This window comes from Rhodococcus sp. Chr-9 (genome assembly GCF_000801125.1).
Classification (GTDB): domain Bacteria; phylum Actinomycetota; class Actinomycetes; order Mycobacteriales; family Mycobacteriaceae; genus Rhodococcus; species Rhodococcus pyridinivorans.
Genome location: NZ_JTIZ01000131.1, coordinates 259,582 through 280,077, shown reverse-complemented (window position 1 = coordinate 280,077; position 20,496 = coordinate 259,582). Strand labels below are relative to the sequence as shown.

Below are 20,496 nucleotides of genomic sequence, written 5' to 3'. Positions count from 1 at the left end.
AACATCACCCATCTGTCTCAGACAGGTTGACAACTTCCGAATTGCCGACGCGAATGACGAACTGTGTAGCCGATAGCAGACCGCTCACCTGCGCAGTTCGTACCGGACCTGAGGCCGGCCGGCGCGGCCGTACTCGGTGATGCGGGTCGCGGCTCCGTCGTCGGCGAGCCGTTCGAGGTAACGCCACGCCGTCACGCGTGAGACCCCCACGGCCGATCCGACTTCCGCAGCGGTTCGCGGCCCGTCGGCGTGATGAAGGAAATCGGTGATCTTCGACAGCGTGTCGGGGGAGATGCCCTTGGGTGTGGACGGACGGGAACTGCTCGTGCGCAGAGCCGACATGGCGCGATCGATATCGTGCTGGCCCGCCGCGGTCTCGGCGTCGCGCAACGCCGAGCGGTAGGCCACGTACTGTTCGAGCTTGTCCTGCAGTGCCGCGAAGGTGAACGGCTTGAGCAGATACAGCACCACACCCCGCGCGACCGCCGTCCGCACGACCTCCAGATCGCGGTTCGACGTGACGGCGATGATGTCGGGACTCGGACGACCGGCGCTCAGGCGTGCAGCCACTTCGAGGCCGCTCGTGTCGGGGAGCCCGATGTCGAGCAGCACCAGATCCACCGGTGTGCCCACCCGCGCAGCCGACGCGACCGCCCGCACGGCGTCGCTACCCGTGTGCGCGACACCTACCACCTCGAATCCGTCCACCCTCCCGACGTATTCGCGGTGGGCCTCGGCGATGAGCGGTTCGTCCTCGACGACGAGCACCCGGATCACGACCGGCTCTCCAAGGGGATCACGGCGACGATCATCGAACCCAGCGACGGTTCGGTGCGCAGAGTTCCCCCGTGACGCGCCACGACCTGGGCGACGAGTGCGAGTCCGAGGCCGCGCTGCTCGGACTTGGTGGAGTAGCCGCGCTGCATGGCCTGGGCCAGCACCTCCGGCGACATCCCCGGCCCGCTGTCGGCGACCTCGACGATCATCGACGAATCGTCCCGACGCACAGTCACCTCCACCCATGGGTCGTCCGACGCATGGGAGGCGTCGATGGCGTTGTCGATGAGATTCCCGACGAGGGTGACGATATCGCGCGCCGGGATGGACGGAACCGGGCCCAGTTCCGTGTCGTCGGTGACGGTCAGTTCCACACCTCGCTCGGCCGCCTCGTCGATCTTGCCGAGCAGCAACGCCGACAGCGCCGGCTCGTGGATGGCACTTGTCAACCTGTCGATCAGGTGCTGGGAGACCGCCAGTTCCTGCGTCGCGAACGCGACCGCGTCCTCCGTCCGGCCGAGTTCGACCATCGTGACGATGGTGTGCAGACGGTTCGCCGACTCGTGGGCCTGCGCCCGCAGCGACTCGGCGAATCCGCGGACCGAGTCGAGTTCACCGAGGACACCGCGCAACTCGGTGTGGTCGCGGAGGGTGACGACGGTGCCGATGCGGCGCTCGTTCCAGTTCACCGCGTCGCTGTTGACGACGAGGGTGCGGTCGCGCGTCAGGTGCACCTCGTCGCGTGCCTCGCCGGTGGTTGCGAGTTCGCGCAGTGTCTCGGGCAGGGCGTCGAAGGGGACCGGCCCGGTCGGGGGAAGGCCGAGCAGGCGGCGTGCCTCGTCGTTGACGACGTCGACCTGCGGTGAGGCGCCGGGTGCTCCACCGAACACCAGCAGCCCTTCACCGATCGAGTGCAGGACGGCGTCGTGGTGTTCGTACATGCGCCGCAGCTGGTCGGGATCGAGCCCGAGGGTCTGACGGCGCAGGCGCCGCGCGATCAGGTATCCGCCCGCCGCGGTGACCACGAGCCCGGCCGCCACCAGGCCGACGATGCCCGGAAGGCTCCGCACGAAGTTCTCGGCGATCCTCTCCCGTGTCACCCCGACCGACACGAATCCGACGAGCGTGCCGTCGTCGTAGACCGGCGCGATGGTGCGGATCGACGATCCGAGGCTGCCCGTGTACGTCTCGGTGAACGGCGTGCCCGAACGGGCCTCATCGGTGTGGCCCGTGTACGGCAACCCGATCTGCTCCGGCACCGGATGTGTCACGCGGATGCCCTCGGGGTCCACGACGACGACGAAGTCCACCCCTGTCGCCTCGCGGATCTGCTCGGCGCGGGGCTGGAGCGCTGCGGTCGGATCGGGGGAGAGCAACCCGTCCGCGACCTCCGGGAAGAGCGCGGCTGTCACTGCGATATCCGTCACGGTGCGGCGCGTGGCCTCGTCGGCGTCGCGGCGTTCGTCGACGACGATGAGCGCACCCGCCACGATCGCTATCACCGTGAACACCACCAGCTGGAGGATGAGCAGTTGGCCCGCCACGCTCATCGGCGGTCTCGCCTGGCGACGGTTCACCGTTCACCTCCCGTGAACACTATGTACACAAACTTCTCCCGCGGCGACCCGGCCACCACCATGTCCTTATGTGGACGTGATGCCGGTCACCACCCGGGCGCGGAGCGGCCCCTACCAGGGTCCCGTAGTACCCGACCGAACCACGGTCGATTCCCGAGTCCTCGCCGGTGCGTCACCGCATCCCGTTATCCGTGAACATCGCGCGACGAGCCCGCGCATGATCGAAGGGCACTCCATGAGCACCACAACCGTGCGGGGCGAGAAACGCCGCGACCGTACCCACTGGCTGTACATCGGCGTCATCATCGCCGTCGTCGCCGGTATCGCCGTCGGATGGCTGGCCCCCGAGACGGGCAAGTCGCTCGGTGTCCTCGGCACCATGTTCGTCGACCTGATCAAGATGATGATCAGCCCGGTGATCTTCTGCACCATCGTGCTCGGCATCGGGTCGGTCCGGGCAGCGGCGAGCGTCGGCCGGATCGGTGGACTCGCGCTGATCTACTTCGTGGGCATGTCGACCGTGGCCCTCGCAATCGGCCTGGGTGTGGGCAACCTGCTCGACCCGGGCTCGGGGCTCACCCTCGATCCGGCCAACGCCGGCTCGGGTGCCGAACTCGCCGAGAAGGCGCATGCCGCCGGTGGCACCGTCGACTTCATCGCGTCGATCATCCCCACCTCCCTGTTGTCCGCACTGACCGAGGGCAGCGTCCTGCAGACCCTGTTCGTGGCGCTGCTCGTCGGCTTCGCCATCCAGGGCATCGGCAAGTCGGGTGAACCGATCCTGCGGGGCATCGGCCACCTGCAGAAGCTGGTCTTCCGCATCCTGACGATGATCCTGTGGCTCGCCCCGATCGGTGCCTTCGGTGCCATCGCCAACGTCGTCGGCCAGACCGGTCTGAGCGCGGTCCTGCAGCTCGGTGTTCTGATGATCGCCTTCTACCTCACGTGCGTCGTGTTCGTCTTCGGTGTTCTCGGATCGTTGCTGCGAGCGGTCTCCGGTGTCTCGGTGTTCAAGCTCGTGAAGTACCTCGCCCGCGAGTACCTCCTCATCTTCGCGACGTCGTCGTCGGAGTCCGCGCTGCCGCGTCTGATCGCCAAGATGGAGCACCTCGGTGTCCAGCGCACCACCGTCGGCGTGGTCGTGCCCACCGGTTACTCGTTCAACCTGGACGGCACCGCGATCTACCTGACGATGGCCGCCCTGTTCGTGTCCGACGCGATGGGCAGTCCCCTGAACATGGGTGAGCAGATCTCGCTCCTGCTGTTCATGATCGTCGCCTCGAAGGGTGCGGCCGGGGTCACCGGTGCCGGTCTGGCCACTCTGGCCGGTGGGCTGCAGAGCCACCGTCCCGACCTGCTCGACGGTGTCGGCCTGATCGTCGGTGTCGACCGGTTCATGTCCGAGGCGCGTGCCGTCACCAACTTCTCCGGCAACGCCATCGCGACCCTGCTCATCGGCACGTGGACCAAGTCGGTGGACCGTGACCGCGTCGACGAGGTGCTCAGCGGACGGCTGCCGTTCGACGAAAGCATGATGGTCGACGATCACGAGCCCGCTCCCGAGCGCGAACCGGCGAACCTGGAGAAGGTGTCCGTCTGATCCGGCATCCGCTACGACAATGGCTGTCCGCTACGGAAATTTTCCGTAGCGGACAGCTATTTCTGTAGCGACTACGCGCCGGCGGCGTTATCACGACACCCGCCGGCTCGAGGACCTCGACGAGGAGAAGGTCCGGAAGTGGGTGAGACAGGCCGCCGCGCTGCCGGGGGAGAAGATGTAGCACGCCGATGTTCGGGGGAGTGATCGGGCACACGATAGTTTGGATGCATGACCACGCCTCTCCAGGACATCCCGATCAACACCCTCTCGGGTGAACCCACGAATCTCGGCTCGTACGAGGGCCACGCGGTACTCGTCGTGAACGTCGCGTCCAAGTGCGGCCTGACCCCGCAGTACACGGCACTCGAGAAGCTCGCGCAGGAATACCGCGACCGCGGACTGTTCGTCGTGGGCGTGCCGTGCAATCAGTTCATGGGTCAGGAGCCCGGAACGCCGGAGGAGATCCAGGAGTTCTGCTCCGCCACCTACGGCGTGACCTTCCCGCTGCTCGAGAAAATCGAGGTCAACGGCGAGAACCGGCATCCTCTCTACGCCGAGCTCACCAAGCACCCGGATGCCTCCGGCGAGGCCGGCGACATCCAGTGGAACTTCGAGAAGTTCCTCATCGCTCCCGACGGCACGGTCGCCGCGCGCTTCCGTCCCCGCACGGAACCGGATGCGCCCGAGATCCTCGACGCCCTCGAAGAGATCCTGCCGGCCTGACATGTTCGGCACAGAAGCGCGGGACGCGCTGTACGACATCATCCGCATGCGTCGCGACGTCCGTGCAGAATTCAGCGGGGAACGGCTCGACGAGGACACGCTGATGCGCATCCTGCGGGCCGCCCATCACGCACCCAGTGTCGGCAACACCCAGCCCTGGGACTTCGTCGTCGTACAGGACGAACAGCGGCTGAAGGAGTTCGCCGAGCACGTCGCCGGTTGCCGGCAGGCGTTCGCCGACTCGCTCCCCGAGGACCGGAAGAGCACCTTCGACCCCATCAAGATCGAAGGCATCGTCGAATCGGGGACCGGCGTCGTCGTCACCTACGACCCCGAACGCGGCGGCAAGCACATCCTCGGCCGTCACACCATCGACGAATCCGGCCTGTTCTCGGCCGTGCTGGCGATCCAGAACCTGTGGCTCGCCGCGACCGCCGAGGGTCTCGGCGTGGGATGGGTGTCGTTCTACGAGGAGGACTTCCTCGCCGACTTCGTCGGAGTGAGCGCACCCGTGCGTCCCATCGCGTGGCTGTGTGTCGGGCCGGTCACGCGGCTCCAGGAGATACCCGACCTCGAACGGTTCGGCTGGCGCAAGGGGCGCCAGCTCGAGGAGGCCGTGCACCGCGACAGGTTCGCGGCGCCGGGTGACCGGGAAGCCTGATCCGACGGGTGGCGACCGGTTCGTGAGTGCGCGAGCCGGCCGCCACCCGCTGTTTCACAGATCGGTCGCCACCTGCCTGTTTTCAGAGTTCGGTCGCGACCTTCCAGGCACTGTGGATGGCGCCCTCGATGTAGTCGACCCGACCCGCGTCCCCGACGACGCGGACATCGATGTCCGAGCCGGCCAGTTCGTCGGCGAGCGGTGCTGCCGCCGACACACCGGACGCGACCACGACCATGCGGGCGCGTACCGATTTCGTCTCGCCACCCACGGTGAACTCCACCGTCTTCGGGGTGATGCGCTGAACCGTCGCACCACGATGCACCTCGAGGCCGACCTCGCGCGCGTGCTTGACGGCGGTCCACCGGCGCGGCATCGCCATCGGCACCCCGAGCTGCTTCCCCTCGGCGAGCAGCGTCACCCGGCTTCCCCGCTCGGCCATGAACTCCGCGAGTTCGAGCCCGACGAGCGACCCGCCGATCACGACGACGTCCTTCGCCATCGGCAGGAAACGCAGGAACCACCGGCTCAGATCACGGATCCTCCGAGGGCTCGTGGTGATACCGGCGAGCCTGCCCACCCGGCCCATCACCCGCAGCACCGGGGACTGATCGGAGACGTCGCCCGCACCCGTCATGAGCACACGCATGCTGTCGCCGGTGTGCACGTGCGGCAAGTCCCCGCCCGGCACGGTGGGACGTTCCCGCACGGCGCCCGTCGCGACGACCACCACGTCCGGCTCCAGGGCGCGGATCGATGCGGAGGTGGCCTCGGCGCCGAGCCGCACGTCGATGCCGAGGCGGGTGACCTCGGCCGTCAGCCATTTCAGCAGCCGCTCGTTGTCGGGGGTGGTGAGGGTCGAGAACCACAGGGTCCCGCCCAGCCGGTCGGTCTTGTCCAGGACGGTGACGCGGTGCCCGCGCTCGGTGGCGACCCGCGCAGTCTCGAGGCCGCCCGGCCCGGCACCCACCACGACGACGTGCTTCGGCGCCGCAGTGCGGACGAACGGCACGAGTGTCTCGTTGCCCAGCGCCGGATTGACCGCACAGATGGGCGTGGCATCCCAGAAGTTCTCCTGCACGCACACATAGCAGTTGATGCACGGGCGGATCTGCTCGCTGCGGCCCTGCTCGAGCTTGGCGACGAGCGCGGGATCGGCCAGCAACTGACGTCCCATCGCGACGAAGTCGGTGACGCCCTCGGCGATCATTCGCTCGCTGACCTCCGGCAGCATGCGGCCGACGGTGATGACGGGGATCGACACCGCACGCTTGATGACCGCCGCGTTGTGGGTGTAGTAGCCGACCTTGTCCGGCAACGGGCCGTCGGTGAAATTCGCGAACGCGTTCAGCGCGGTGCCAGTGACGTGGAGTGCATCGGCACCGGCCTGCTCGAACAGCACTGCGGCAGCAGCGGATTCCTCGACGGTCAGGCCGTCCGTCTCACCGTATTCCTGCCCTGCCAGCCGCACGATGACGGCGAGGCGGTCGCCGATCTCGGCCTTGACCGCGCGGATCACCTCGCAGGTCAGCCGGGCCCGGTTCTCCAGCGACCCGCCGTATCCGTCGGTGCGCTGGTTCGTGTAGCGGCTGAGGAAGGCGCCGAGCACGTAGTTGTGGGCGGCGTGGATCTCGACGGCGTCCGCTCCGGCGGCGGCGACCCGGCCCGCGGCCTCGGCGAACATCCGGATCAACCATTCGATGTCGCTCTCGGAGGCCTCGTTGTAGGTGGCCTGCGCGCCACCCTGGATCGATGCCATGCGCTGCAGTTCCGCGGGCGTGCAGTCGGCCATGGCGCTCATGTCGCTCGGCGGCTTCGGGATGCTCGGCACGAGCTGCGGCCGGCCCTGCAGGGTGTCGATACGGGCGACCTTGCCGTGGTGCACCATCTGCACGCACAGTTTGCTGCCGGCCTCGTGGACGGCGTCGGTCAGTGCGCGGAGGCCGGGGATGAACCGGTCCTCGGACAGGCCGGGTTCCTTCGTGCTGGTGCATCCCGCCGGATAGGCGACCGCGCAGCATCCGGTGACGATCAGCCCGGTGCCTCCGGCCGCGCGGGCGACGAAATGATCGATGTCGCCCTGCTCGATCTCCCCGTCCTCGCAGAGGTTCATGTCCATGGCGGGCATCACCACGTGGTTGTCCAGGGTGATCGGCCCGATGGTGCCGGGGGAGAGAAGGCGCGTATAGGTCTGGTTCGGGACTGCCACGCCCGGACGGTATGCCCGGCTCCGTGTGGCCGTCGACACTGTCCCGATGAACGGGATGCGGATCGCCGGCCCGAGTCTTCATCCGGACTTCCCGGTCGGGCAGGACGCCGTTCACCCGAGTGCAGCAGGCTCGGGGGCATGAGCGGACGGATGATCGTGTCGGTGTCGGGGATCCGGGACGTCACGCGCGACCTCGTGGACGCCTTCGCCCGTGAGACGGACGCGCGTGGAGTGCCGTTGTCGCTGTTCGTCGCACCCCGCCTGAAAGACCACTACCGCCTCGTGCGGGATCCGGCGACGCAGGAGTGGCTGCTCGAGCGACGCGAGGGCGGCGACGCGATCGTGCTGCACGGTTACGACCAGGCGGCGACGAAGCGACGTCGCGCCGAGTTCGCGACGCTGCCCGAGCACGAAGCACGGTTGCGCCTGCTCGCCGCCGACCGTGTGCTCGAGGAGACCGGACTGCGCACCCGGCTGTTCGCACCACCGCGATGGCGCGCGTCGCCGGGCGCAGTGACAGCACTTCCGCAGGTCGGTTTCCGGATGATGGCGGACAACGCGGGGATCCACGATCTGGTGGCGGGCACCGTGACGAAGACGCGGCTGTACGCGCTCGGTGACGGTGCGGGGTCGGACGTGTGGCGCTGCCGCGCGATGGTGATGGGCGCGTCGCGGACGGCGTGGCGCGGGGAGCTGCTGCGTCTGGCGATCGCCGCTCCCCGGCTCGCCGAGTCCGGACCCCGGCAGGCGATCCTCGACGCCGTCGACCTCGCGCTGCACCACGGTGCCGAACCGACCGTCCACGCCTGGCGGCCGCGTCCGTCGAACAGCCGCGTGGCGTGATCCCGCCTGGCCCGCCGGTGCTCCCGGTCGCCGCATCCGCTCGGTAATGTTGGCGGCCATGGATGCTGACGTGATCGTGGTGGGGGCGGGACTCGCGGGGCTCGTGGCGGTCGGTGAACTGATCGACGCCGGTCGCAAGGTTCTGCTGGTCGATCAGGAGAACTCGAACAACATTGGTGGGCAGGCCTTCTGGTCGTTCGGTGGGTTGTTCTTCGTCGACAGTCCCGAACAGCGACGACTCGGGATCAAGGATTCCTACGAACTCGCCTTGCAGGACTGGATGGGGACCGCCGGCTTCGACCGCGAGATCGAGGACCGCTGGCCGCGGCGCTGGGCCCAGGCCTACGTCGAGTTCGCCGCGGGGGAGAAGCACGCCTGGCTCGAGCAGCGCGGGCTGAAGATCTTCCCGATGGTCAACTGGGCCGAACGCGGCGGATACGACGCTGCAGGGCACGGCAACTCGGTCCCGCGATTCCACATCACCTGGGGTACCGGTCCGGGCCTCGTCGAAATCTTCGAGCGCAAGCTCTGCGAAGGCGTCGAACGCGGTCTCGTCACGCTGAAGCACCGCCACCGGGTCGACGAACTCGTCGTCACCGACGGCGCCGCCACCGGTGTGCGCGGAGCGATCCTCGAGCCCACCGACGCGGCGCGCGGCGTGGCGTCCTCCCGCACCGTCGTCGGGGACTTCGAGTTCTCCGCCGGAGCCGTGATCGTCACCTCCGGCGGGATCGGCGGCAACTACGACCTCGTGAAGAAGAACTGGCCGAAGCGGATGGGGGAGCCGCCGAAGCATATGCTCAGCGGTGTGCCCGCGCACGTCGACGGCCGGATGCTCGAGATCACCGAGAAGGCCGGCGGGAACATCGTCAACCGCGACCGCATGTGGCACTACACCGAGGGCATCACCAACTACGACCCGGTGTGGCCCGATCACGGCATCCGCATCCTGCCCGGCCCGTCGTCGCTGTGGCTCGACGCCACCGGCAAGCGGTTGCCGGTGCCGTTGTTCCCCGGCTTCGACACGCTCGGCACCCTCGAGTACATCGTGAGCACGGGTTACGACCACACCTGGTTCGTGCTCGACCAGAAGATCATCGAGAAGGAGTTCGGGCTCTCTGGCTCCGAGCAGAATCCCGACCTCACCGGGCGCAGCCTCCGCCTGCTGCTGCAGCGGGTCAGGTCGGGTGCCCCCGGACCGGTCGAGGCCTTCAAGGAGCGCGGTGTCGACTTCGTCGTCCGCGACACGCTCGCCGATCTCGTGGCGGGCATGAACGAACTCACCCCCGAGGCGCCGCTCGACTACGAGCAGGTGCGTTCGGTGGTCGAGGCCCGGGACCGCGAGATGGACAACAAGTACACCAAAGACCTGCAGGTCGCGGCGGTGCGCTCGGCGCGGGCCTACGTACCCGACCGCGTCGTCCGCATCGCGGCGCCGCACCGGATCCTCGACCCCAAGGCCGGACCGCTCATCGCGGTCAAGTTGCACCTGCTCACCCGCAAGACGCTCGGCGGGCTCGAGACCGACCTGTCGTCGCGCGTCCTGCGGTCGGACGGGTCGGTCTTCGACGGCCTCTTCGCCGCCGGTGAGGTCGCCGGCTTCGGTGGTGGCGGCGTCCACGGCTACCGGTCGCTCGAGGGCACCTTCCTCGGCGGATGCATCTTCTCGGGCCGGGCGGCGGGTCGCGCCGCCGCCCGCTGAACCTCCCGTTGGCGTCGACTGGGACAGCAGAGCGCAAAACGGTCGTAGGAGCGCGAAACATCCCGCGCCGACGACCGTTTCGCGCTCCGCAGCGTCAGACCTCGACGCCGTCTTCGTGCGGCAGCACGCGGAATTCGGTGCCCTCCGGCGCCATCTCGCTGTACCGGCCGTAGAAGATGCCGCGACCGTTGTCGTTGACGATGCCCTGGTGGATCGGCACGGCGACCCGCGGATTCACCGCGCGCAGGTAGTCGATCGCCTCCCAGATCTTGAGCCACGGCGCGGTCGACGGCAGGGCCAGCACGTCGACGCGCTCGTGCGGGATGTACAGCGAGTCGCCGGGGTGCAGCAGCCGCGACGGATTCTCGTCGTCGCCCACGAGGAAGGCCGTGTTGTCGATGACGGGCATGTCGGGGTGGATCACCGCGTGCCGTCCGCCGGTGCCGCGTACGGTCAGCGAACCCACCGAGAAGGAGTCGCCGGGACGCACCGCGGTCCAGTCGCCGTCGAGCAGGTTCGCCGACTGCGGGTCGGAGAACAACTGCGCTCCGGGGTTGGCCTCGAGGAGCGCGGGCAGCCGGGTGGTATCGGCGTGGTCGGGATGCTGGTGGGTCACGAGGATCGCGTCGAGTCCGGTGATGCCCTCGAACCCGTGGGAGAAATTTCCGGGGTCGAAAAGGAGCTTCGCGCCGAGGTGTTCGACGAGGATGCAGGAATGGCCGAAATGGGTCAGTTGCATGTCGTCGAGTATGCCGTCGGGAGGAGCCCGATGACCGACTCACGGACAGGAACTCCGCTTCGGAATCTTCCTCACGCCGTCCGCTGCCGATCCGGTGGGCGTCGTCGACCTCGCCGTGGTGTCGGAGAGCGCCTGGACCGCATCGCATCCCCGGCGAAGCGGTCGACGCACTGATCGAGGCGATCGGGGTGATCCGTGCTCTGTGGTCGGACGAGAAGGGCGCGGCCGGGATCGACGGCACGTACTACCGGCTGACCGGCGCGAAGCGGGGCCCGTTCCCCGCGCACGCTCTCGGCATCTGGCTCGGCGCCTACGGCAAGCGGATGCTCGACGTCACCGGCCGCTTCGCCGGCGGATGGCTGCCGAGTTCGTTCGCCGCCGGGCCCGAGAAGCTGGGGGAGATGAGCGCTCGCGTCGACGAGGGCGCGCACCGTGCCGGGCGTGATCCCGCCGCGATCCGCCGGCTCTACAACATCTCCGGCACCTTCGCGGAGACCGCGGACGGGTCGCGGTCCGACCTCGAACGTTTCGCCGGTGAGGTCGCGCCCCGCGTGCGCGAACTCGTTGCTGCCGAGCGGCGTTGAACGGGGGTGACGGGTCTCGCACGAGGAGGACCTCGGCCGATGCCCTTCCCGGTGGCCACGGCCGGTAAACTGCTGGATGTCCGGTGTCCGTCCCCGGGCGCCAGCACTACTACCGAGGAGCAGCACGTGGCGCGTGTCGTCGTCGAAGTCATGCCCAAAGCCGAGATTCTCGACCCCCAGGGTCAGGCCATCACCGGGGCGCTGTCGCGGCTGGGCTTCGCGGGCGTGACCGACGTCCGTCAGGGTAAGCGTTTCGAGCTCGAAGTCGACGGCAGCGTCGGCGACGAGGAGCTCGAGAAGATCGCCGAGTCGTTGCTCGCCAACACGGTGATCGAGGACTGGGCCATCCGGCGGATCGACGGTGACGCATGAGCGCACGCATCGGAGTCATCACCTTCCCGGGCACGCTCGACGACGTCGACGCCTCCCGCGCGGTGAAGCTCGCCGGTGGTGAGGCCGTGAGCCTGTGGCACGGGGACGCCGATCTCAAGGGGGTCGACGCGGTGATCGTGCCCGGCGGCTTCTCCTACGGCGACTACCTGCGCTGCGGTGCCATCGCACGGTTCGCACCGGTGATGGGCAAGGTCGTCGAGGCCGCGCAGAAGGGCATGCCCGTCCTCGGCATCTGCAACGGCTTCCAGGTGCTGTGCGAGGCGGGTCTGCTGCCCGGCGCGCTCACCCGCAACGCCGGTCTGCACTTCGTCTGCCGCGACGAGTGGCTGAAGGTCGAGTCGAACACCACCGCGTGGACCTCGCGCTACGAGGCCGGCGCCGAGATCCTCATCCCGCTCAAGTCGGGTGAGGGCCGCTACCAGGCATCGGAGAAGGTGCTCGACGAGCTCGAGGGTGAAGGTCGCGTGGTGTTCCGCTTCGCGGGCGACAACCCGAACGGTTCGCAGCGCGGCATCGCCGGCATCTCGTCGGCGAACGGCCGGGTCGTCGGTCTCATGCCGCACCCCGAGCACGCCACCGAGGCGCTCACCGGCCCCAGCGATGACGGACTCGGCATGTTCTACAGCGTGCTGGACGCGGTCGTCAACGCGTGACCGCCTGACCGGAATTTTCCGGCGAAGCCCCCATCGACCCTCCCGGGTCGTGGGGGCGTCGCTCGTTCCGGCGGGCTCGAGGAATCCTTCGAACCGAAGTTCCGGAACAGGAGAGACGGAACGAGGGACCCCGCCACCGTCCCGATCGGCTGCGGAATCCCTCGTCCCTACAACCCGGAGCTCGACCCCCCGATCAAGTCCCGGGCGCGATGTCGTCGTCATCCCCCATGCGCGACATCGCGGATCAGTCTGCCGGAGCCGAATCGTCCTGTCCTGAGTAGGACTACCCAAATCGGGCCTGTCCGTCGACGGGCGTTGCGTGTCGGTCCCCGGCGGTACCGTCGCGCCATGACAGCGACCATTGCGATGATCACCTTCGACACGACCGATCCGGCTCCGATCGCGAGATGGTGGGCCGGGCGTACGGGCGGCCGCATCGAGCAGGAGAACGACGGCTGGTTCTTCATCGTCGCCCTGCCACAGGGCATCAGGCTGGGCTTCCAGAAGGTGTCCGATCCGACACCCGGGAAGAACCGCGTGCACCTCGATCTCGCCGCCCCCGACCTCGACGCCGAGGTCGAGCGCTTCGTGCAGGCCGGCGCGAAGGAGGTCCACCGCGAGGACATGGGCGACGACTTCCGCTGGGTGACGCTCGCCGACCCCGAGGGCAACCTGTTCTGCGTCGCCGAGGGGCACTGACACTCGGTACGAGGAGAGCGGGCCGGCGCTTTCGGTCGGCGCTCCCGCTGTCCGTGATGCGAAGATGCAGTCATGTCTTCCACGCGTGCCGATGCTCGGGGTCTCTGTAATTTCGTCGACCTGTCGCCGTCGCCGTTCCACGTCTGCGCCACCGTCGCCGCGGCGCTGACCGAGGCGGGCTTCGTCGAACTGCACGAGCAGCAGGCCTGGCCCTCCGAACCGGGACGCTTCTTCCTGATACGCGGCGGGTCGCTGATCGCATGGAGCACCGAGGGTGTCGCCGACGATCCGGCCGCACCCTTCCGCATCGTCGGCGGGCACACCGACAGCCCCAACCTGCGCGTCAAGCAGCATCCCGACCTCACATCGGCGGGCTGGCGGATGGTGGGACTCGAACCGTACGGCGGTGCGTGGCTCAACTCGTGGCTCGACCGCGACCTCGGCATCTCCGGCCGCTTCACCGTGCGCGCGGCGGAGACGACCGAGGACGTCCTCGTCCGAGTCGACGCGCCGGTCCTGCGTGTCCCGCAGCTCGCCATCCACCTGTCCGAGGACCGCAAGGGCGTCCAGCTCGATCCGCAGCGCCACGTCAACGGCGTCTGGGGAGTCGGCACCGAACCGCGCTCGTTCATCGCGTGGGTCGCCGAGCAGCACGGAATCGACCCGGGCGCGGTGCTCGGCTGGGAACTGATGACCCACGACCTCGCACCGAGCGCGGTCGTCGGGCCGGGCCGCGACCTGGTCAGCGCACCGCGTCTCGACAACCAGGGCACCTGCTACGCCGGACTGCACGCCCTTCTCGCCGCCGCGGAACACGTCGCAGCGCACGGTGGCCCGATGCCGCTCCTCGCCCTGTTCGACCATGAGGAGGTCGGCAGCATGTCCGACCGCGGCGCCTTCTCGGAACTGCTCGACACCGTCCTCGAACGGATCGTCCTGCTCCGGGGTGGCGGCCGGGAGGAGTTCCTCCGCGCCCGCGCCGGCTCGATCGTCGCGTCCGGCGACATGGCGCACGCCACGCACCCCAACTACCCCGAGCGGCACGAACCCGCCCACCGCATCGCGGTCAACGGCGGACCGGTCCTGAAGGTGAACCAGAACCTGCGCTACGCGAGCGACGCGACCGGCGCCGGAGCCTTCGTGCTGGCCTGCGAGCAGGCGGGGGTCCCGCTGCAGCGGTACGTGCACCGCGCCGACCTGCCGTGCGGCTCGACGATCGGCCCGATCACCGCGTCGAGGACCGGCATCACGACCGTCGACGTCGGCGCCCCGCAGCTCGCCATGCACTCGGCGCGCGAGTTCATGGGCGCGGACGACGTGGCGAGCTATGCGCAGGCCCTGACCGCTTTCCTGACCCCGGCATCGTGACCGCGTTCGCCCGCCCCGAAGCACCCGCCGGTGACACACTGAAGACGGTCGTGTCCGGTCGGAGAGAACGGGGGAATGCAGTGGACGTCCCGTCCTACCCCGATCATCTGCTGTCCCTCGACGAGTGGGCGGCCCTGCCCGAATCCGACGGGCACCATGTGGAGGTGTGCGAGGGCGTGCTCCTCGCCGCGCCCGCGCCGGGGGCGGCGCACGATCATGCCGCGGTGACCCTGGCGTTGCTCCTCGACGAGAAGCTGCCCGACGAATGGTGCGCGCTCGGAGGCGTCGAGGTGCTGGTCGCGGAGAAGCCGCTGACGGTGCGGTGCCCCGACGTGATCGTCGTGGGACGCTCCCTCGTCGACGCCGATCCCGATCGGGCGCCGATCTCCGAGGTGAAGCTGGTCGTGGAGGTCACCGTCGACGGCACGGCCCGCACCGACCGCGTCACGAAGTTCTCCGAATACGCGGAGGCCGGCGTCCCGCAGTACTGGATCGTCGATCTCGGCGGACCGCCGGTGATCGCGACCTTCACGCTCGTCGACGGGTGGTACCGATTCGACGGGGAGCACTCGGGCACCGTCACCCTCGATGCGCTGGGCACCGAGGTGGCCGTCACACCGTCGGGGTTCGTGCCCGCACCGGTGAACCCCGTCGCGCCTGCACAACGATAGACTGATCCGCGGCAGTTCCCGCCCGGCCTGCCGTTTTCGATCCCAGAGTGAAGGGACCCGACGCCCAGTGTCACCGCACGTGGATACCGTCTCCCACGCCGCCGAAACCCCCGACGCCGCTCAGCCCTATCGGGAGCTGGGTCTGAAGGAAGACGAGTACACCCGGATCAAGGAGATCCTGGGCCGTCGCCCCACCGACGCCGAACTCGCCATGTACTCGGTGATGTGGTCCGAGCACTGCTCGTACAAGTCGTCGAAGGTGCACCTGCGCTATTTCGGCGAGACCACCACCGACGAGATGCGTGAGTCGATGCTCGCGGGCATCGGTGAGAACGCCGGCGTCGTCGACATCGGCGACGGCTGGGCCGTCACCTTCAAGGTCGAGTCGCACAACCACCCGTCCTACATCGAGCCGTACCAGGGCGCCGCGACCGGCGTGGGCGGCATCGTCCGCGACATCATGGCCATGGGCGCCCGCCCGATCGCCGTGATGGACCAGCTCCGCTTCGGCGCCGCCGATCACCCCGACACCCGTCGCGTCGTCGACGGTGTCGTGCGCGGTGTCGGCGGCTACGGCAACTCCCTGGGCCTGCCCAACGTCGGTGGCGAGACCGTCTTCGACGCCTCCTACCAGGGCAACCCGCTCGTGAACGCGCTGTGCGCGGGTGCGATGCGCGTGGAGGACCTGCACCTCGCCCACGCTTCCGGCACGGGCAACAAGGTCATCCTGTTCGGCGCCCGCACCGGCCTCGACGGCATCGGCGGCGTATCCGTCCTCGCCTCCGAGACCTTCGACGACAGCGCCGGCGGCCGCCCCAAGAAGCTCCCGAGCGTGCAGGTGGGCGACCCCTTCACCGAGAAGGTGCTCATCGAGTGCTGCCTCGACCTCTACCGCGAGAAGCTCGTCGTCGGCATCCAGGACCTCGGCGGTGCCGGTCTGTCCTGCGCGACCTCCGAGCTCGCCGCCGCCGGCGACGGTGGCATGCACATCAACCTCGAGCGTGTCCCGACGCGCGCGAAGGGCATGACCCCGGCCGAGGTGCTGTCCTCGGAGTCGCAGGAACGCATGTGCGCGGTCGTCACGCCCGACAACGTCGATGCCTTCATGGACGTCTGCAAGAAGTGGGACGTCCTGGCCACCGTCATCGGTGAGGTCACCGACGGCGACCGCCTCGTCATCGACTGGCACGGCGAGACCGTCGTCGACGTGCCGCCGCGCACGGTCGCGCACGAGGGCCCGGTCTACGAGCGCCCCGTCGAGCGCCCGGCCTCGCAGGACGAGCTGATCGCGAACACCACCGCCGGCCTGAAGCGTCCGGAGACCGCCGACGAGCTGCGCGAGACGCTGCTGAAGATGCTCGCGTCGCCGGCGCTGTGCAGCCGCAAGTGGATCACCGAGCAGTACGACCGCTACGTGCGCGGCAACACGGTGCTCGCCGAGAACGCCGACGCCGGTGTGGTCCGTATCGACGAGGAGACCGGCCGCGGCATCGCGCTCGCGACCGACGCTTCGGGCCGCTACACGCAGCTCGATCCGTACACGGGCGCCCAGCTCGCCCTCGCCGAGGCCTACCGCAACGTCGCCGTCACCGGTTCGACGCCGAAGGCCGTCTCGAACTGCCTGAACTTCGGTTCGCCCGAGGACCCCGGCGTGATGTGGCAGTTCCAGCAGGCCGTGCGCGGCCTCGCGGACGGCTGCGCGAAGCTCGGCATCCCCGTCACCGGTGGCAACGTCAGCTTCTACAACCAGACCGGCGCCACCGCGATCCTGCCGACCCCGGTCGTCGCGGTGCTCGGTGTAATCGACGATGTGCACCGTCGCATCCCCACCGGCGTCGGCCTCGAGCCGGGCGAGACGCTGATCCTGCTCGGCGAGACCCGCGACGAGTTCGACGGCTCCATCTGGGCGCAGGTCGAACACGACCACCTCGGTGGTGTCCCGCCGAAGGTCGATCTCGACCGTGAGCGGCTGCTGTCGGAGATCCTCACCGCCGGTTCGCGCGACGGCCTGATCTCCGCCGCACACGACCTGTCCGAGGGTGGTCTCGCGCAGGCCGTCGTCGAGGCCGCACTCGCGGGCGAGACCGGCTGCCGCGTGCTGCTCCCCGAGGGCGCCGATCCGTTCGTGACGTTGTTCTCCGAATCTGCCGGCCGCGTGCTCGTGGCCGTGCCGCGCACCGAGGAATCGCGCTTCACGGGCATGTGCACCGCACGCAACATGCCGTGGGTGCGCATCGGCGTCGTCGACGAGGGATCCGACTCCGTCGAGATCCAGGGCCTGTTCTCGATCCCCATGACCGAGCTGCGCGAGGTGTGGGAAGGGACCCTGCCTGCCCTGTTCGGGTAACCGTGCCGGCCACCCAGGTCGATCGACTGGCGGCGTTCGAGGCCCGGCAGGGCCGGATCATCGCCGCGGTCACCGACTTCGGTGAGCGCCACCCCCTCACCGCGCGGGTGTGGGGGTGGCTCGGCCTGGACTTCACGGGCGTCGCCTTCGCCGCGCTGTTCTTCTGCTGGTCGCTGACGCCGTCGCTGCTTCCGCGCGACTGGCTCTTCCAGGGCCTGATCGGCGGCATCAACGCCACGATCGGGTACGGCGTCGGATGCGTCGTCGGCTGGCCCGTGGCCCGCTTCCTGCTCCCCGCGTGGCGATGGTGGCCGCCGCCGCTGCCTGTGCTGCGTGCCATCAAGGTCGCGGTTCCGGTCGCGGCCGTTCTCGCGTCGCTCGTCGCGCTCGTGCTCTCCGCCGGCGAGCAACGCCAGCTCGCCGCCCTGATGGGTGTCGAGGGCACCACGACCTCGGGATATCTGCGCACCATCGTGCTGAGCGTCGCGGTCGCTGCCGCCCTCATCGCTCTGTGGCGCGGGTTGCGCGACATCGTCCGCTGGGTGTCGATGCTGCTCATGCGCCGCACCCGGATGCCGCTCGGTCTCGCCCGCACGCTCGGCGTTCTCGTCGTCGTGCTGGCGACCTTCATGCTCATCGACGGCGTGCTCGTCCGAGGCTCCTACGCGATCGTCAATCAGGCGTTCGGCCTGGAGGACGACACCACTCGTCCCGGGGCGATCCAACCGGTCGACCCCGCAAAGTCCGGCAGTCCCGAGTCCCTCGCGGCCTGGGAGACGCTCGGATTCGAGGGTCGCAACTTCGTCTCGCGAGGACTCGACGCCGAGGAACTGACCGCCGTCAACGGCAGTCCCGCACCGGAACCGATCCGCGTGTACGTCGGTCTCGACACCGCACCCACCCCGGAAGAACGCATCGACCTCGTCCTCGCGGAACTCGAGCGGACCGGTGCCTTCGACCGCTCGACGCTCGTCCTGATCCCCACCACCGGCACCGGCTGGGTCAATCCCACCGCGGCCCGCGCGATGGAGCTCGTGCACAACGGCGACCTGGCGATGGTGGCCTGGCAGTACTCCTACCTCCCGAGCTGGATCTCCTTCCTCGCCGACCGTGAGAAGGCTGCGGCCGCAGGCAAGATGCTGATCGAGCGGGTACACGAACGCTGGTCGCAGCTGCCCGAGGACGACCGCCCCGATCTGTTCCTCTACGGCGAGAGCCTCGGCACGCAGTCGGGGGAGGGTGCCTTCGACAGCCTTGCCGAGATCCGTGCCCAGATGGACGGGGTGTTGTGGGTGGGCCCGCCCAACTCCAACCGTCTGTGGCGGCAGCTCGTCGAGCGCCGCGATCCCGGCACGACCGAGGTGCAACCGGTGTACGCGGACGGTCTCGTCGTGCGCTTCGCAGACAGCCGGGAGGCGATCCACGAGCCCGACACACCGTGGCTGTCGCCGCGCGTGCTCTACATCCAGCACGCCTCGGATCCCGTCGTCTGGTGGTCGCCGGACCTGTTGTTCTCCCGCCCCGACTGGCTGTCGGAGCCGCCCGGACGCGACCGGCTGCCGCAGATGCGGTGGTTCCCCTTCGTCACCTTCTGGCAGGTCTCCGCAGACCTCACCAACGCTGCCGGCGTCCCCGACGGACACGGCCACAACTACGGGTCGGCGGTGCTCGAGGGATGGATCGAGATCACCCAGCCCGAGGGCTGGACCGAGAACGACACCGAGCGGGTGCGCATCGCCCTCGAGGCGTTCGCGGAGGACGACGGGCCCGAGAAATGACATCGCGAGTCGCTGCAGTGACCGGCACCGCCGTGAGCTGCACCGCTGCGGGATGTGCCGCCGCGCTGGTCGCGTGGAACAACCTCGTCCTCCCGGCGATGGATCTCGGTCCGCGCGGCCGGGCCGCAGCGAACGCCGGATTCGGTGTCGCGCTCGCCGCGGCGACCCGCGCGGCCGGGGTCTCCGCAACCGAGCTCGGCTGGCGCGGGGCAGGGAAGGGCCTGCGGTGGGGGACCGCGTCGGTGGTCCTGCCCGTCGCGGCCTACACGGTGATGCTCGCCGTCTCACCCGTACGACGGCGGATGGCCGCCGGAGCGCGACGCGCCGACCACACCGAGTGGGTCTTCGTGCACATCCCCTTCGGGACGGTCCTGGCCGAGGAGCTGCTGTTCCGATCGGTTCTGTACGCCCTGACCCGCCGCGAGTCACGGAGGTGGCACCGGGTGCTGACCTCGGTAGCCTTCGGGCTCTGGCACGTCGCCCCCGCCCGGCACGCCGGGGACTCGGTGCCCGGAACCGTCGCGCTCACCGCCCTGAGCGGGGTGGTGTTCGACGAACTGCGACGACGGACCGGCAGCGTCGTCGCGCCGATGCTCCTGCACCTGGCGATCAACGCCGGCGGGGCCGTCGCCGTGGGCATCGCGACGAGGCTGCGTACTTCCGAGCGCGACGCGCGTCGCTAGGGTGTGCTGCCATGGCACCCCGGAGACCCGTCGACCCCGCCGAACTGCGCGCAGCTCTCGAACGGGTGGGTCCGTGGATGAGGGGGGAGAGCGACGAGAAACCGCCGCGCTCCGATCTCGCCGCCGCTGTGCGGCTCAGTGCCCGCAGCCTCGAGCAGATAGCCCCTGGGTCGAGTGTGGAGGTTAGGGTGCCGCCTTTCGTGGCCGTCCAGTGCATCGAAGGCCCGCGTCACACGCGGGGGACACCACCGAACGTCGTCGAGACCGATCCGCGGACGTGGCTGCGTCTGGTGGTCGGCAGCATCGATTTCGCCGGGGCCGTGGACTCGGGTGCGGTGGAGGCGTCGGGTGGGCGCGCAGCGGAGATCGGACGGCTGCTCCCGATCGCCCGACTCTGACGTTTGCCGGGGTTCACGCCGGGCGTCCGGGAAGAAGCACCCCGCGCTGCCCGTAGAATGGGGGGAGCCCCGCTTGTCCAGCCTCAGGGAG

General features: G+C 69.1%; 19 protein-coding genes. 15 read left to right on the top strand and 4 right to left on the bottom strand.

Going from position 1 to position 20,496, the window contains the following annotated elements:
- Positions 1 to 84: 84 nt before the first annotated feature.
- Entirely contained in the window at positions 85 to 777 is a 693-nt protein-coding gene (locus QR64_RS24470; RefSeq protein ID WP_006551834.1) for a response regulator, read from the bottom strand.
- Complete coding sequence (locus QR64_RS24465; RefSeq protein WP_006551833.1) at positions 774 to 2,327, bottom strand: sensor histidine kinase; 1,554 nt, start codon at positions 2,325 to 2,327, stop codon at positions 774 to 776. The genes QR64_RS24470 and QR64_RS24465 overlap by 4 nt, the downstream gene beginning before the upstream one ends.
- A 262-nt stretch (positions 2,328 to 2,589) precedes the next feature.
- Here QR64_RS24465 and QR64_RS24460 point away from each other — a divergent pair, with 262 nt between their 5' ends.
- The 3 genes from QR64_RS24460 (at position 2,590) to bluB (ending at position 5,338) form a co-directional block, all read left to right on the top strand.
- Positions 2,590 to 3,954, top strand: coding sequence for a cation:dicarboxylate symporter family transporter (locus tag QR64_RS24460; protein ID WP_039587678.1), 1,365 nt, complete (start codon positions 2,590 to 2,592; stop codon positions 3,952 to 3,954).
- A 228-nt stretch (positions 3,955 to 4,182) separates the two neighbouring features.
- Positions 4,183 to 4,677, top strand: a complete 495-nt coding sequence (locus QR64_RS24455) for a glutathione peroxidase (protein WP_019290035.1) — start codon at positions 4,183 to 4,185, stop codon at positions 4,675 to 4,677.
- A 1-nt stretch (position 4,678) separates the two neighbouring features.
- Positions 4,679 to 5,338: a 5,6-dimethylbenzimidazole synthase gene (bluB, locus tag QR64_RS24450; RefSeq protein WP_019290034.1), complete on the top strand. Its 660-nt coding sequence runs from the start codon at positions 4,679 to 4,681 to the stop codon at positions 5,336 to 5,338.
- Between the two features lie 82 nt (positions 5,339 to 5,420).
- On the opposite strand, the gene QR64_RS24445 is transcribed toward bluB, so the two are convergent.
- Complete coding sequence (locus QR64_RS24445) at positions 5,421 to 7,547, bottom strand: FAD-dependent oxidoreductase (RefSeq protein WP_039587677.1); 2,127 nt, start codon at positions 7,545 to 7,547, stop codon at positions 5,421 to 5,423.
- A 138-nt stretch (positions 7,548 to 7,685) separates the two neighbouring features.
- Here QR64_RS24445 and QR64_RS24440 point away from each other — a divergent pair, with 138 nt between their 5' ends.
- Both QR64_RS24440 and QR64_RS24435 read left to right on the top strand, forming a co-directional pair.
- Complete coding sequence (locus QR64_RS24440; protein WP_039587676.1) at positions 7,686 to 8,390, top strand: DUF2334 domain-containing protein; 705 nt, start codon at positions 7,686 to 7,688, stop codon at positions 8,388 to 8,390.
- A gap of 58 nt (positions 8,391 to 8,448) precedes the next feature.
- On the top strand, positions 8,449 to 10,092 hold the full coding sequence (locus QR64_RS24435; RefSeq protein WP_033096836.1) for an FAD-binding dehydrogenase: 1,644 nt from the start codon (positions 8,449 to 8,451) through the stop codon (positions 10,090 to 10,092).
- Positions 10,093 to 10,186: 94 nt separating this feature from the next.
- Here QR64_RS24435 and QR64_RS24430 read toward each other — a convergent pair whose 3' ends face one another.
- A complete protein-coding gene (locus tag QR64_RS24430) occupies positions 10,187 to 10,831 on the bottom strand; it encodes an MBL fold metallo-hydrolase (RefSeq protein ID WP_006551826.1) in 645 nt (214 codons plus the stop codon).
- 188 nt (positions 10,832 to 11,019) lie between these two features.
- Between QR64_RS24430 and QR64_RS24425 the strand changes: the two genes are divergently transcribed.
- The 10 genes from QR64_RS24425 (at position 11,020) to QR64_RS24380 (ending at position 20,405) form a co-directional block, all read left to right on the top strand.
- The gene (locus QR64_RS24425) at positions 11,020 to 11,415 is read left to right on the top strand and encodes an LLM class flavin-dependent oxidoreductase (protein WP_006551825.1); all 396 of its coding nucleotides are present in this window, start codon (positions 11,020 to 11,022) and stop codon (positions 11,413 to 11,415) included.
- A 126-nt stretch (positions 11,416 to 11,541) separates the two neighbouring features.
- Positions 11,542 to 11,787 (top strand): phosphoribosylformylglycinamidine synthase subunit PurS, encoded by a 246-nt coding sequence (gene purS / locus QR64_RS24420; RefSeq protein ID WP_006551824.1) that lies wholly within the window; start codon positions 11,542 to 11,544, stop codon positions 11,785 to 11,787.
- The gene (gene purQ / locus QR64_RS24415) at positions 11,784 to 12,461 is read left to right on the top strand and encodes a phosphoribosylformylglycinamidine synthase subunit PurQ (RefSeq protein WP_006551823.1); all 678 of its coding nucleotides are present in this window, start codon (positions 11,784 to 11,786) and stop codon (positions 12,459 to 12,461) included. Before purS ends, purQ begins: the two co-directional genes overlap by 4 nt.
- A gap of 348 nt (positions 12,462 to 12,809) precedes the next feature.
- Positions 12,810 to 13,160 carry a VOC family protein gene (locus QR64_RS24410; RefSeq protein ID WP_033096835.1) on the top strand — a complete coding sequence of 117 codons (351 nt, stop codon included), beginning with the start codon at positions 12,810 to 12,812 and terminating at the stop codon, positions 13,158 to 13,160.
- A gap of 72 nt (positions 13,161 to 13,232) precedes the next feature.
- Positions 13,233 to 14,528: a M18 family aminopeptidase gene (locus tag QR64_RS24405; protein ID WP_006551821.1), complete on the top strand. Its 1,296-nt coding sequence runs from the start codon at positions 13,233 to 13,235 to the stop codon at positions 14,526 to 14,528.
- Positions 14,525 to 15,199 carry a Uma2 family endonuclease gene (locus QR64_RS24400; RefSeq protein ID WP_231781116.1) on the top strand — a complete coding sequence of 225 codons (675 nt, stop codon included), beginning with the start codon at positions 14,525 to 14,527 and terminating at the stop codon, positions 15,197 to 15,199. Before QR64_RS24405 ends, QR64_RS24400 begins: the two co-directional genes overlap by 4 nt.
- A gap of 67 nt (positions 15,200 to 15,266) precedes the next feature.
- Entirely contained in the window at positions 15,267 to 17,546 is a 2,280-nt protein-coding gene (gene purL / locus QR64_RS24395) for a phosphoribosylformylglycinamidine synthase subunit PurL (protein WP_024103009.1), read from the top strand.
- A 2-nt stretch (positions 17,547 to 17,548) separates the two neighbouring features.
- On the top strand, positions 17,549 to 19,324 hold the full coding sequence (locus QR64_RS24390; RefSeq protein ID WP_006551818.1) for an alpha/beta hydrolase: 1,776 nt from the start codon (positions 17,549 to 17,551) through the stop codon (positions 19,322 to 19,324).
- A complete protein-coding gene (locus QR64_RS24385) occupies positions 19,321 to 20,007 on the top strand; it encodes a CPBP family intramembrane glutamic endopeptidase (protein WP_052227414.1) in 687 nt (228 codons plus the stop codon). The genes QR64_RS24390 and QR64_RS24385 overlap by 4 nt, the downstream gene beginning before the upstream one ends.
- 11 nt (positions 20,008 to 20,018) lie before the next feature.
- A complete protein-coding gene (locus QR64_RS24380) occupies positions 20,019 to 20,405 on the top strand; it encodes a sterol carrier family protein (protein WP_024103011.1) in 387 nt (128 codons plus the stop codon).
- Positions 20,406 to 20,496: the final 91 nt, after the last annotated feature.